The sequence below is a fragment of the Chlorogloeopsis fritschii PCC 6912 genome (assembly GCF_000317285.1).
Taxonomy (GTDB): Bacteria; Cyanobacteriota; Cyanobacteriia; order Cyanobacteriales; family Nostocaceae; genus Chlorogloeopsis; species Chlorogloeopsis fritschii.
On the sequence record NZ_AJLN01000106.1, the window covers coordinates 1 to 13,121 of the forward strand.

A 13,121-nucleotide genomic window follows, 5' to 3' on the forward strand; every position below is an offset into this window, starting at 1 on the left:
GTGGTTTGATAACCATCTTTCCCGATGTATTTATATAGCCAAATTTACTATTTTCTTCTATTTTGACTGGTGCTAATCCTTCCGAGAAGTCACGTGTCTTATAGAACTTTGGTTCAATCAATATCTTACCACTTTTACTTACCGATTAAGGTTTAAGTAAATTAAGTACTATGAAAGCTTGAATGACTATAGGATAGGCATAAATTTTTGGGCGTTGCTGAATTGAGGCATGAAATTTAAAAATCAGGCACTTAAAACTCTTACTCTCTGCGACTCTGCGTGAGGCAATTCATACTTTGAATCAGCAACGCCAATTTTTGAGTAGATTCTTCCATACTTGATCAAAGTCCCACTAATCATGCTCTTTTGCTGCCTATCTGTAGCCTTGTCTCACAGAATTGGTATAAAAATGTGAAGTATAATGAGCTACTCCAAAGGCTTCTTGACAGCATTGCCATGCCGAAAACCAAATCAAAATCGAAATCTCACAAAAGTAAAAAAACAAAAAAACAGCAAATTCAGGAAACTCCTACCCTTAGCCTGAAAGAACGTTTAGCCCAGAAACGCAAATCTGCACAGGCACGTAAAGAATTTACCAGTCTCCTCACTACTGCCGTTGGTGGTAGTTTATTCCTTGGCTTTCTGATTTTTTTAGTAGCTGGAATTAAGGCAGCAATGCCAGTAGTGATGGGAATTATCGTGATGTCTTTTTCTTACAAATATCCCCGGCAAGCTCTGTTTGCTTTCATCATTTATGTACCAATTGGGGGAACAATCACTTACTACATCGGTAATAGTCCGATATTGCAATTAGCTAAAGACTCCTTCTACATTCCCGCACTGGTAAGTATTTGGCAGACTTGCCGCAAAAAAGGACAGCCATTATTGATTCCCCAAAATATTAAAACCCCCCTATATATTTTATTAAGCTTATGTATGCTTACACTGCTGTTTGTGAATGGATCGCAACAGTTCAATCCGCCTCCTCCTGGGCTATTTAAGAATGCACCTAAAGAATTTCCGATTGGCATGGGAATTCTGGGTTTAAAAGTATTTTTAGGTTATTTACCTTTAATTAGTTGTACTTACTATTTAATTCGTAATAAGCGCGATTTTCTATTGATTTCCCGCTTGCAGGTAGTGCTAATATTTATTTGCTGTATTCTCGGATTTATTCAATATTTGCTATTGCTAACTGGAATCTGTCAAGGTACTAGAGATGCTGTCGGAGCAGATTTATTTAGAGCCTCAATCGAAGCGCGGTGTTTTTTTGGTGGTTCACTCGTTTATAGCCCCAGCCAGGGAATGATTCGGTTACCAGGAACTTTTGTTGCTCCTTGGCAATGGGCGTGGTTCTTAATTTCTAGCACCTTTTTTACTTTTGCTACAGCTTTTAGCGATCCATCTATAATTTGGCGAATTATCAGTTTAGTTTCAACAGCATTAGTATTTGTTAATGCTGTTATTTCCGGGCAGAGAATAGCATTAGCTTTAGTACCTACTTGCTTTGTGCTATTGCTATTATTGACAGGACAAATTCGGAATTTCAAACGATTTATTCCAATATTTGTAGGACTTGCCCTAATTCTGGGAATTGCGATTGTAACTAATCCTACTGTTGTTCAAGAAAGAACCGACAGTTTTATTGCTCGCTGGAATGCTTCACCTCCTTACGACTTTATCCTCCAGCAATTTGAGGAAAATTGGAAAAACGTAGATGGAATTTTAGGAAGTGGTTTAGGACGTGCGACAAATTCTGCTCGTTCTATGGGTCAAACTAAGTTAGTGGAAACTTACTATCCCAAGGTTCTTTATGAAGTAGGAATATTTGGATTACTGGGATTTCTAGGTTTGGTAACTACCTTAACAGCTATTTGCTACCGCACATATCGCCCCATAAAAAACCGTAATTTCCGCAGTTACGGCGCTGCTATGTGGGTGTTTATACTTTTTATTAGTTACAACACTTACTACTACCCTCTCGATGTCGATCCGGTGGCTGTCTATTATTGGTTTGCTGCTGGAGTGCTTTTAAAGTTACCAGCTATAGACAAAATGGAAAGATTGCAAGAGAAGGAGGAGAGCGGAAGTAGAGGGGCAGGGGAGCAGGGAGCAGCCGGCAAGGGGGAGTGGGAGACAAGGGGAGTAATAAACCACTAACTACTGTACGGGCGGGTTTTAATAGTAATCTCTCAAAAAAAGATAGATCTACAAATAAACCCGCCCCTACTAACCACTAACTACTAACCACTAACTATTAATATGAATTTTCCTTTATTGTCGGTAATTATTCCGACTTATGGTCGTGAAGAAGCATTGCGAGATAGTCTTATAGATGTGCTGAAACAAGACTACCCAAATTTTGAAGTTTTAGTAGTAGATCAAACTCCAAAACATCAGCCAGAAATTGAAGTTTTTCTGCAAGAACAAACAACAGCAGGCAAAATAAAATGGTTCCGCCTCAATTGGGCAAGCTTGCCAGGAGCGCGTAATTATGCAGTGCGACGGGCAAAGGGTGAGATAATTTTATTTATTGACGATGATATTAAGTTAAATCCGGGATTTTTAGCAGCTCATGCCAAAAATTATTTAGACAAACCAGAGATAGGAGCGATCGCCGGACGAGTTTTTGACAGAATGAAAATGGCTGATGCTGCCCAGGGTAAAACGCAGGGAGATGTAGCCTCTAATACTATAGAGTATTTGCCCCCCCAGGCAATGGATCCTGGCATTGCTTGGTACTACATTGATTTTGTACATACTGTAAAACCCCAGGAAGTGTTAACAGCAAGGGGTTGCAATATGTCGTTTCGCCGTGAAGTTTTTACTAAGTACAGGCTGCGGTTTGATGAAAGATTTCGTGGTAGTGCAGTGCGAGAAGAATCTGATTTTTGTTTGCGGCTGCGGCAAACCGGATATAAAATTTGGTACGATCCAGAGGCTCATTTAGTGCATTTAGGAGAAGAAACGGGGGGTTGCCATGATATTGATATGCGATCGCTCCAATATCAACTTACCTTCTACCACAATCATTTTTTAATGGGGTTGAAAAACCTGACTACTAGCCAAGCTTTATGCCTCTACGCCCGTTTATTTGATTGTCATGTTCTCGGACGCCCCCCTTGCCACAAAAGCGGTTCTCCAATCAAAATCTTTATGCGTGCTGTTTTCTACATTTTGGGCTTTCTCAAAGCTTTAGGTACTGTCATCCAGTCACCCTGGAATGATGGACAAATATACACTCGCATTGATAAACAAATTGAATCAGTTTAAACCAAACAGAAACAGATAAGATTCATATTTGATTTTTGAAAAACTCTTTACATCTCAAAGAGCCTTCTTTTCTGTCTTTGTGTACTTTGAGTCCTACCCTGCGGGAAGCCGCTTGCGCGTCTATGTGGTTCGTTTCAAAAAAAATTACAATCAATGTCGATGAAAATACTAGTAGCAAGTCATACCTATATTGTAGATTTAAACTGTGAAAAATTACGCGCTTTATCTCAATTAGAACCTGACATTGAAGTAACGGTTGTAGTCCCAAAACGCTGGCAGCCAGGAGGCGTACAAAATAGAAACATTGAAACACAGTATCGTGATGAGGGAAAATTTCGGATTGTACCCATTTCTAATTTCAGCCAAAATCATCAAGGACTATTGACTTTTGGTTTTGACTTGATATCTTTAATGCGTCAGTTTCGTCCCCAAATTATTCAAGTCGAGCAAGGTTCTAGAAGCCTTTCTTATGCTCAAATGATTACTCTGAATAAATTACTAGGGCTAAAAGCTAAAAATATATTTTTTACTTGGTGGAATCTTCCATACGCACTAAATTTTCCTATTGATTTACTAGAAAAATACAATTTACAAAATAGCCACGGTATTATTTCGGGTAATCAAGATGGCGCGGAAATATTAAGGCAAAGAGGATTTCAAGGTTCAATCAAAGTAATGCCACAATTGGGCGTTGATGAAAGTGTATTTAAACCTCAATCACAACCAGAGTTAGCGAAAGAATTGGGTATTCAAGAAGATGAATTTGTCGTAGGGTTTGTCGGGCGATTTGTACAAGAAAAGGGATTGTTAACACTTTTAGAGGCTTTAGCACTTTTACCAGATAAACCTTGGAAGTTATTACTGTTGGGGCGTGGCGCATTAAAATCAGAATTAATCAACAAGGCTACGGAAAAAAAGATTAAAGACAAAATAATTTTTAGAGAAAGTGTTCCCCACGATCAAGTTGCTCAATATATTAATGTTATGAACACTTTGGTATTGCCATCGGAGACATCATACAAGTTTAAGACTATAAGTTCCGTTGGTTGGAAAGAACAATTTGGCCATGTTCTAATTGAGGCAATGGCTTGCCAAGTACCTGTAATTGGATCTAATTCTGGTGAAATTCCCCATGTAATTGAGAATGCTGGTTTGATATTTCCAGAAGGGGATGCTAAAGCAATTGCAGATTGTATAGTTCAATTAATAGAAAAGCCAGATTTAGCTCAGAATTTAGGTGAAATGGGTTATCAAAAAGTCATGGCACAGTATACAAATAAAGCGTTGGCGAAACAGCAATTAGAGTTTTATCAAGAATTGGTTAATGGTTAGTAATTAAAAGGCAGCTATCCTGTAGACGCCTGTAAAGAGCTAATTTGTAATGCTAAATTTCGCGTCTCTATACCTAAATATTTTGAAAATTGGGGCTGAGGCGATCGCTGCTGTAGTTATAGGTTCCATAAATCACCTGAGTAAATAGCCAAACTTCATTTCACCCTCGCGCAAGCGGCAACGACAATCATAAAGGGCCACTAGTAGGCTTTGCCCGTAGCTGGTGGAGGGTTGTGCGATCTCGCTCCAAATCAGTCTCATCGTAGTGTAAATCAGCATGGCGCTGTTTCAAAAAGGCATCTACTGCCCAGCGAGAAGGTAGCCCCAGAATACGTCCAACTTCAGCATGGGTAATTTTCTCTGTTTGGTAGGCTTGTATTACTAGAGCCTCTAAGATCTCACGGGCAAGGAGATCGTGATTAAAGTGCTGAATGAGCTCTTCAGGGAGTCGATTGTGATTTGCATAATCCAGGCTCCACATTGAATGCTTTGGTCAGGTTAAGGATTAATCTAGTATTCCTGATGAACGGTAGGAGAGCATCTCTAAATAAATAATCTATGAGGTTGCTTTGACTAATATTCTAACTGCCATAATTGGGTTGGCTGAAGCAATGAAACTTTGGAGTGAAGACCTCGAAGCAGATAACTTTTATCCGGTCGGGTGCAGCGACTTGTTATGCGGCTGACGAGGCTGTCGAAGAGGTTTAGAAATGATTTTTCTACCACTTGCTGCTTGTCGTTTCCGTAAGTCATCACAAATAGCCTTCAAATCATAATTGAATGCCTTTGCATGTTCCTCTCGAATCCTATAGATTTCCTCTAAAATCTCATCTCTCCACATTTCTAAGCTCCCATTAACTCATAAGGTGTACAAATTGTGGGCAACTCGTACCCAGCATCAAAACTTATCTGAACCAGCTTTTTCTGGATTTGAGCGTTTGCAATATGTTTACAGTTCCACGTTAGCAAATAGTCCAAGCCATAGATTGTAGCGACCGCAATATGAAGGGCATCGTCGGCAGCTTTGGGTGGCAGATTACTTTTCGTGAGAAACTGCGCCGCCAGATCTTGAACTGCTTCATTCACTTCAAGCAGTGGAAAGTCACTCAGTATCTCAAGCCGTCTCCTGGCTATCTCTGCATCTCCCCGTGCTGCCTCATCTAAAACCGTTTGTGAAATGTAGAGTTCAAACTGAGTACGACGAGCATCCCACCATTCTCGCGTAGCCTCTACGTTTGCCATCAGAATGAGATTGTTGCTTATTCTAGCTGTTAAGTAGCCGATGATACTGGTTTCTATGTAAACGGTCTCACTCATACAGAAGCAGGACAATTGATTTCTTTATTCTACAGCGACCGCCTCAAACCAAAGCTTGACATAGTTGATGTTATCTTACTGCCCTGCCAATATCCCTTCTAGCACACTCTATAACGCTATCAAGCACAGATGAAATAATACTTTGAAGATTTAATGGGCGTGAATCTGAAGTTATAAGATCTGATACAGCTTGCTCAACTACTCTGAAAGCATTAATAATTTCTTTCTGCTGATTTTCTGAGCAATAGATCGATAGAGAGGAAAGCCAAACTAATGACTCACTGAAATCGTCAAACCACTCTTTTACGACATCTTGACCCATGATGGTAACAAGAGTACCACTTTCGATACTGATGCTTGAACGCTTGTTGAGTGCCCTTACTAAGTATCTAATAGTAGTTTGAATATGATTCGACACGCTTATCGCGCAACCACTTCAGTCGTTCTTGTTTCGCTTGTAGGTAGGTAGTGATAAGAGTTCCTGCTATTCCTGCTACTGCCCTAATACCAGCACCTATTAATCCTGCTACTGCTGAATCCATCAACTTTTATTAAATGAGAGTACCTCGAAATCAATGATGCCCATTCCGACCATGCCAACCACTTCTCCCCGAATTTCTGCAACAAAGGTCATGTAGCTTGCAGTAGACAAAATGCCCTTCAGCCTTTCTTTCATTTCATCGGCAGATGTTGAATATCCAAGTTGCGACATGAGATGTGCGAGCGCTGGAGCGTCATCTAGACTGGCAGTCCTAATTACAACTTCCTTCATATGTAATTTCGTATCATCACTCTCGCACAATTTTTACCTAAATCACACAAGGTTATTAGCTGCCCAACTATTTATTCAACGGAAACTTTCCATATAATCTTTTTCATGATCGCAATATATTAAGTGTTACAGCTACCTCCTGTCTGAATATATGGAAAACTTCTTTTTTATATCCCTATTCGGGTATTATACCGAATTTTTCCGTATAACTACCCTTCACGGGAGGATTATATGGAATTTTTCCGTATATCTCTTGGTGTTATCAAGAATTTTTCCGTATAACATCCTTATTTAGAATATTAAACGAAATTTTTCTGTATAACACCCGATGGAACAACGTCCCAAGAAACTGCTAGAACAAGTACAAGACGTTATCCATCTTAAGCATTATTCTTACCAAACAGAGAAAACTTATATTTACTGGATTAGACGTTATATTCTTTTTCAGAATAAGCGTCATCCTAAAGATATGGGAAGTGCAGAAATCGAAGCATTTGTAATGCATCTTGCTGTTAATGAAAATGTAGCTGCATCAATGCAAAATCAAGCACTTCACGCTATTCTATTTTTATATCGAGAAGTATTAAAACAAGATTTAGATTTAAAAGTAGATGCGGTACGTGCAAAGAAATCTAAATATTTACCAACTGTCCTGACAAAAGATGAAGTTTTTGCGATTATCAAACAATTGTCTGGCGTACATCAACTTTTAATTAAATTACCATTGCTTATGGTCATTTTCTTTGGTATGTCAAGTTTGCTGTATACCAAATTAGATGAGCTTACCCTGACATCTAACTATCCACTTCATATTCAAAAAATATGCGGATTCTACAAATAGTCCCTTCAATTTCCCTAATCTATGGCGGCCCTAGTCAAATGGTACTAGGATTAGCTCCTGCTTTAGCACGAGAAGGTGTAGAAGTTACGATTCTTACTACTAATAGTAATGGCGATCGCGGTCAAAAATCCCTGGATGTTCCTTTAAATACTCCTATCAAACAAGATGGCTATGAAATAATATATTTTCGTTCTGCTCCATTTCGTCGTTATAAATTTTCTCTAGATTTACTTAAGTGGTTAAACTTTCATGCTCACAAGTTTGATTTAGCTCATATTCATGCTTTATTTTCCCCTGTCAGTAGTGTTGCTGCCGCAATTTGTCGTCACCAAAAGCTTCCTTACATTTTGCGTCCTTTGGGTACTCTCGATCCGGCAGATATACGCAAGAAAAGACAATTAAAAAAATTTTATGCTTTGATGTTAGAAAGTGCAAACATAGCTCGTGCAGCGGCTATGCACTTTACCAGTATTCAGGAAGCAAAAATTTCAGAAAGATTTGGTGTCGCCACACGTGATTTGGTAATTCCTTTGGGCGTGATTCCCTCTCAAGAAGATGGGGAAAGTACGTTACGTCAGCAGTGGAGTATTCCTGTTGATGTACCGTTGGTGTTGTTTATGTCACGGATCGATCCAAAAAAGGGGTTAAATCTACTAATTCCAGCTTTGGAGAAGCTTTTAGCGGCAGGATTAAATTTTCACTTTGTCTTAGCTGGCACGAATCCCCAAGATCCAGATTATGAAGAGAAAATCAAATCACAGATATATAATTCTTGTTTGCGATCGCACACTACCATAACTGGCTTTGTCACGGGAGAATTAAAATCTGCTCTCCTGCAAGCTGCCGATATTTTCGTTTTACCTTCGTACTATGAAAATTTTGGTATTGCTGTTGCTGAAGCAATGGCAGCAGGAACACCTGTGATAATTTCCGATCAGGTACATATTTGTCAAGAAGTACATGAAAGTGAGTCGGGGTGGGTGAGTAAACTAGAAGTGCCGACACTTACTGAGTTACTTCGCATTGCTTTGCAAAATCCCTACGAATGTCAACGCCGAGGTTTACGCGCTAAAGAGTATGCATTGCAGCATTACAGTTGGGATGCGATCGCCCGTCAAATGATTGAAGCCTATAAAAATATTCTTGTACAAAGGTGATACTTATGAATTTTAATCGTGAAATTTTTGACGTTCTGTTTTAGTTACAAATCCTTCGCGATCAAAATATATTACAAATCTAAACCAAGCAAAATCTCCGAAAGGAGCTGCACCATCGTTTCCATAAGCCCAAGAATCATCATTCGATAAATATTCAGGTGGCGGCAAAATTTTTAAAACTTCAGCTTGTGTCATTCCCGGTTTAATGCTCTCAAACTTAGCTTGGGTAAATCCCAAAGGTAACTGAGTATCTATTAAAGGGTTAAGGAGAAACTCACTTTCAGTAAAACACTGCAAGTATACAGCAATTGCAACCATACACACAAAAGTAAGCAATCCACCTGTATTCATGTTTTCACATCTATGAAGTAATTTATTTACATAGACGTTAAACTTTACCTACAGTTTCGGTATTCGGAAGTGGTAAAGTGTGTAATGGCTGGACTGCAGCACCGAATATAATTCTTCCTGTAAGGACTACAAAAGCTGACAACTCTGATCACTGTGAATTCGATTTTGGGCTGAATTTGAATTTCAGAACCTAAAATTTTGTTGCGAACTACAATAGTCCTATCGGAGAATCGGTGTTTTGTGTCATCATGCAAATTAGAACACCCATATCTTGACTTATTTACAGGGAAGTAACATGGCTCTCCATCTCGGTGATACAGTACCGAATTTTACTCAAGCCTCCACAGATGGCGATATCAATTTTTACGATTGGGCAGGCGACAGCTGGGTAGTGCTGTTCTCCCACCCCGCAGACTACACCCCAGTTTGCACCACTGAATTAGGCACGGTTGCCAAACTCAAGCCAGAATTTGACAAGCGCAATGTTAAAGTAATTGCCCTCAGCGTTGATGACGTTGAATCCCATACAGGATGGGTTGGCGATATCGAAGAAACCCAGAGTACCAAACTTAACTATCCGATTTTGGCAGATCCCGATCGTAAAGTTTCCGATCTTTACGACATGATCCACCCCAATGCCAACGCCAGTGTTACAGTGCGGACTGTATTTATTATCGATCCCAATAAAAAACTGCGTCTCACCTTAACTTATCCTCCCAGCACAGGACGCAACTTTGATGAAATTTTGCGCGTAATTGATTCGCTGCAACTGACTGATAATTACAGCGTGGCAACACCAGCTGACTGGAAAGATGGTGATGACTGTGTAATTGTCCCTTCACTCAAAGATCCAGAAGTTTTGAAGGAGAAGTTCCCCAAAGGTTATCAGGAAGTCAAGCCTTACTTACGGATGACTCCTCAACCCAACAAGTAAATCTTGAAAATATTTCACGCCAAGCAGTAGGGTGGGCATTGCCCACCTTTTCGCATCTGTAGGTGAGAATAAAAAGAAAAGTCAGCCGTGTAGATATTATGCTTTCGTCTCCTATTGTTTTGCGAATTCCGCCATCAATGCAAATGACAGACGAAGAATTTTTTGAGTTCTGTCAGATTAACCGCGACTTACGCATTGAGAGGAATAAATATGGAGAAATATCAATTATGCCACCCACTGGTTCAGAAACAGGTAATCGTAACTTTAACGTTGCTTTACAGCTAGGAATTTGGGCAGAACAAGATGGCACAGGTATCTGTTTTGACTCCAGCACGGGATTTACACTATCAACGGGTGCAGAACGTTCTCCTGATGCTTCCTGGATTAAATTAGAACGGTGGAATGCTCTTTCACGAGAACAGCAGGAAAAATTTGCCCCCATCTGTCCAGATTTTGTGATAGAACTGCGATCGCCTACTGATAACCTCAAGCCATTACAAGAAAAAATGGACGAATATATGAGGGAACCAGGAATCCAGTTAGGATGGTTGATTGATCGGAAAAATCGCCAAGTTTATATTTATCGTCCGGGAATGTCAGAGGAATGTTTAGATAATCCTGATAGTGTCAGCGGCGATCCAGCTTTGCCTGGTTTTGTTCTTAATATGAGTAAGATTTGGTAGTTTAGTGAATATTTTTAAATATGCGATCGGAATTTTATAATAATGTTTTGGTAGATCCCCGACTTCTTAGAGAAGTCGGGGATCTATTTTTTTATCTATGTCTTTAGTCTATTTATATTGATTTATTTAGTATCGTGTAAGCTTCATTAATTAGTCGCATTTTTTCTTGTGCTTGTTGTAGCAGTTGGGGCTTATCCATAAATAAATCTGGATGCCATTTTTTCACCAAATTTTTATAAGCTTGCTTAATCTCGGTTAATGAAGCACCCGATTGTAATCCTAAGATAGTGTACGCGCGAGCAATTTTGTCTTTTTCCGCCTGGTTTTTAGCTTGATTAGGTGCTTGCTGATTTTGATTTGTATTTTGCTGCTTACCAGTTTTAAACTCAGGTGAACGCATTTGTGCTTTCATTTGCGCTATTTCTTCATCAAGTTCCCAAGCCCGAAATTTTGCCTCTAAATCTTCTTTTCTGGGAGGAGGTGAAGACGCGGAGAAATCACTTTTATCTGCTTTTACCTCTGTCTGCTTTTCTTCTTTTACTGTATCTCTTGTCGCTGTATAACTATGTTCTTTCGCTGACGCATCCTTTTGTCGGTGCATTCCCACATCTTCTTTTACTCCTTTGCCTGAAAAACGATACACAGACTGAGGTGTTTCTTTTTCTATATCCAATTCATGAGGAATAGAAATTCCTAAAGTTTTTTCTAATTCTCGGTTTAATTGATTTAAAATATTTTGCCATTTTTGCAAGTCTTCACGTTTTTTAGTAAATTCTAGTGTTTCATTAATTACTGTAAATTTAATAACTTTTTCCGCCTTTTTCTCATATTCAGATAATATTGATAATCCTTGACTACTAAAGATATTTAAATAATCATCAATGGCATCTACACAAATTTTTGCTACTTGTTGATGATACGAATATTGAGTTACTTTTTCATCTTGTTTTTGTAAATTCTTGTTGACTAAATAAGCAATACTTCCAACAACAGCAGCCCCAACCGGGCCACCTAATAACCAACCAATACCACCACCAACTGCAATAGAACTAGGATCGCTTAAATCGTCAGAATCACTTGGTTTGGGTGGTAAGTTAACTTGTGGCTCTTTGGGAAAGGGAATTAATAAATCTTCTGGTCTTGCTTCTTGAAAAAAATTATATGCTTGTTCTAACCATTTTAAAATAGCAGCTTTTAATTCAGTAAAATCTTTGTTAAAAGTATTTATCTCCCAATTTTTAAAATTATTTGTTGCCAAGGCAACGGCAGCATCAGCTTGATATTTATCTCGTAAATTTGTTATATTCAGCCAATCACGCAACTTGACAACACTAGTGTTAAATCCTTGTTTGATTAGCTCTACAGCACGTTGCTTAATTTCATTTTTGGCATGATTCTCTTCTGCAAATGCTTTAATTTCACTTCGCAAAGGAGCAATTTTTGCTTGTAATGATGTTTGAATTTGGGTTGCGATCGCTTGCACTCTAGGCAGACGCAAATCATTCCGATTTTGTTGGAGAATTTCGACAATATTTTGCAAGGCTGTTTCAAAAGCCACTAAACCGCTAGTATTCGCTGCTGCCACATCACCTTTAAGTCTAGCTCTTAAAGCAGGTAAAGCATCAACACGATATAAGTTACTAAAACCTGGTGGTAAGTCAGATCGAAAACTTTCAGCAACAAACCGCAGACGATTTTGAACTTCTTTTTGCTCTTCTGGTTCAAGTAAATTCAAGAAATTAACAACAAAAATAACCGTTTTAATACCACGATCCAAAAGCCAATCTCGTAAGTTTTCCCGTTCACCTAAAGTCATTAACTTACGTGCATCCAACAACTGCACTACTAAGTCAGCACCTAACAGTTGTTCTCTGACTAAATTATCTTGTTCTTCTCTATCATTAGTTCCGGGTAAATCGAGAAATTCTACACCCCTATCTAAAAAAGGGTGGGGACAGAAAACTTCTACAGAAGCAACATCACTTCGCATCCGCCTGTCGCCATCTAAAATGGCAAACTGCTTTAAAATTTCTGTGCCACTGCGGTAAATTTCCGTATTATCTACTAAAGTAATTCGCGTGCGTAAATCAGTACCATACTTAACAGTAATAGCAGCACCTGTAGTAGGAATTAAATCAATTGGTAAGGCGCGATTTCCCAAGATGGCGTTAAGTAAAGTTGACTTACCATGATTAAAGGGGCCAAATACTGCAATCCGAAAGTAGGGATTAGTGAGATAATTACAAATGGTAATAATATCTCTGTACAGCGCCGATTTTGAATCTATATTTAGCAATGTAAATGCAGATTTGAGAGTATCTGCAAGCTGCTTGTAGTTTTGATTATCCTGCTGCATATTTTCTATATTTATTTTCTTGAGCAGATTTAATTTGATTATTATTTAATATTTGAGAGCTTACATCATTCTTAATAACCGTAAGGTGGGCACTGTCTCAAACGC

General features: G+C 38.9%; 15 protein-coding genes. 7 read left to right on the forward strand and 8 right to left on the reverse strand.

What is annotated here, in order from left to right:
• Positions 1–124: WG repeat-containing protein (locus UYC_RS40525; protein ID WP_162139010.1), on the reverse strand; the 124-nt coding region annotated here is incomplete at its 3' end.
• A 332-nt stretch (positions 125–456) separates the two neighbouring features.
• On the opposite strand from UYC_RS40525, the gene hpsL reads away from it, so the two are divergent.
• From hpsL to hpsO, 3 genes are all read left to right on the forward strand, one after another.
• Positions 457–2,160 carry a hormogonium polysaccharide biosynthesis protein HpsL gene (hpsL, locus tag UYC_RS0122090; RefSeq protein WP_016875125.1) on the forward strand — a complete coding sequence of 568 codons (1,704 nt, stop codon included), beginning with the start codon at positions 457–459 and terminating at the stop codon, positions 2,158–2,160.
• A gap of 102 nt (positions 2,161–2,262) precedes the next feature.
• Positions 2,263–3,273 (forward strand): hormogonium polysaccharide biosynthesis glycosyltransferase HpsN, encoded by a 1,011-nt coding sequence (gene hpsN / locus UYC_RS0122095; RefSeq protein WP_016875124.1) that lies wholly within the window; start codon positions 2,263–2,265, stop codon positions 3,271–3,273.
• Between the two features lie 159 nt (positions 3,274–3,432).
• Entirely contained in the window at positions 3,433–4,605 is a 1,173-nt protein-coding gene (hpsO, locus tag UYC_RS0122100; RefSeq protein ID WP_016875123.1) for a hormogonium polysaccharide biosynthesis glycosyltransferase HpsO, read from the forward strand.
• A gap of 187 nt (positions 4,606–4,792) precedes the next feature.
• Here hpsO and UYC_RS35700 read toward each other — a convergent pair whose 3' ends face one another.
• The 5 genes from UYC_RS35700 to UYC_RS0122130 form a co-directional block, all read right to left on the reverse strand.
• Positions 4,793–5,086, reverse strand: a complete 294-nt coding sequence (locus tag UYC_RS35700) for a UPF0175 family protein (protein ID WP_100227221.1) — start codon at positions 5,084–5,086, stop codon at positions 4,793–4,795.
• 362 nt (positions 5,087–5,448) lie between these two features.
• On the reverse strand, positions 5,449–5,922 hold the full coding sequence (locus tag UYC_RS0122115; protein WP_016875121.1) for a type II toxin-antitoxin system VapC family toxin: 474 nt from the start codon (positions 5,920–5,922) through the stop codon (positions 5,449–5,451).
• A gap of 70 nt (positions 5,923–5,992) precedes the next feature.
• Positions 5,993–6,244, reverse strand: coding sequence for a hypothetical protein (locus tag UYC_RS0122120; protein WP_016875120.1), 252 nt, complete (start codon positions 6,242–6,244; stop codon positions 5,993–5,995).
• A gap of 67 nt (positions 6,245–6,311) precedes the next feature.
• Entirely contained in the window at positions 6,312–6,464 is a 153-nt protein-coding gene (locus tag UYC_RS39050) for a hypothetical protein (protein WP_016875119.1), read from the reverse strand.
• Positions 6,464–6,694: a GNAT family N-acetyltransferase gene (locus tag UYC_RS0122130; RefSeq protein WP_016875118.1), complete on the reverse strand. Its 231-nt coding sequence runs from the start codon at positions 6,692–6,694 to the stop codon at positions 6,464–6,466. Before UYC_RS0122130 ends, UYC_RS39050 begins: the two co-directional genes overlap by 1 nt.
• Positions 6,695–7,022: 328 nt before the next feature.
• On the opposite strand from UYC_RS0122130, the gene UYC_RS0122135 reads away from it, so the two are divergent.
• The gene (locus UYC_RS0122135) at positions 7,023–7,535 is read left to right on the forward strand and encodes a phage integrase N-terminal SAM-like domain-containing protein (protein ID WP_016875117.1); all 513 of its coding nucleotides are present in this window, start codon (positions 7,023–7,025) and stop codon (positions 7,533–7,535) included.
• Positions 7,517–8,692, forward strand: a complete 1,176-nt coding sequence (gene hpsP / locus UYC_RS0122140; protein ID WP_016875116.1) for a hormogonium polysaccharide biosynthesis glycosyltransferase HpsP — start codon at positions 7,517–7,519, stop codon at positions 8,690–8,692. The genes UYC_RS0122135 and hpsP overlap by 19 nt, the downstream gene beginning before the upstream one ends.
• A 12-nt stretch (positions 8,693–8,704) precedes the next feature.
• Here the strand turns inward: hpsP and UYC_RS0122145 are convergent, their stop codons facing one another.
• On the reverse strand, positions 8,705–9,043 hold the full coding sequence (locus UYC_RS0122145; protein WP_016875115.1) for a hypothetical protein: 339 nt from the start codon (positions 9,041–9,043) through the stop codon (positions 8,705–8,707).
• Between the two features lie 295 nt (positions 9,044–9,338).
• Between UYC_RS0122145 and UYC_RS0122150 the strand changes: the two genes are divergently transcribed.
• Entirely contained in the window at positions 9,339–9,977 is a 639-nt protein-coding gene (locus tag UYC_RS0122150) for a peroxiredoxin (protein ID WP_016875114.1), read from the forward strand.
• A 98-nt stretch (positions 9,978–10,075) separates the two neighbouring features.
• On the forward strand, positions 10,076–10,660 hold the full coding sequence (locus UYC_RS0122155) for a Uma2 family endonuclease (RefSeq protein WP_016875113.1): 585 nt from the start codon (positions 10,076–10,078) through the stop codon (positions 10,658–10,660).
• A gap of 112 nt (positions 10,661–10,772) precedes the next feature.
• Here UYC_RS0122155 and UYC_RS0122160 read toward each other — a convergent pair whose 3' ends face one another.
• Positions 10,773–13,016 (reverse strand): dynamin family protein, encoded by a 2,244-nt coding sequence (locus UYC_RS0122160; protein ID WP_016875112.1) that lies wholly within the window; start codon positions 13,014–13,016, stop codon positions 10,773–10,775.
• Between the last annotated feature and the right edge of the window lie 105 nt (positions 13,017–13,121).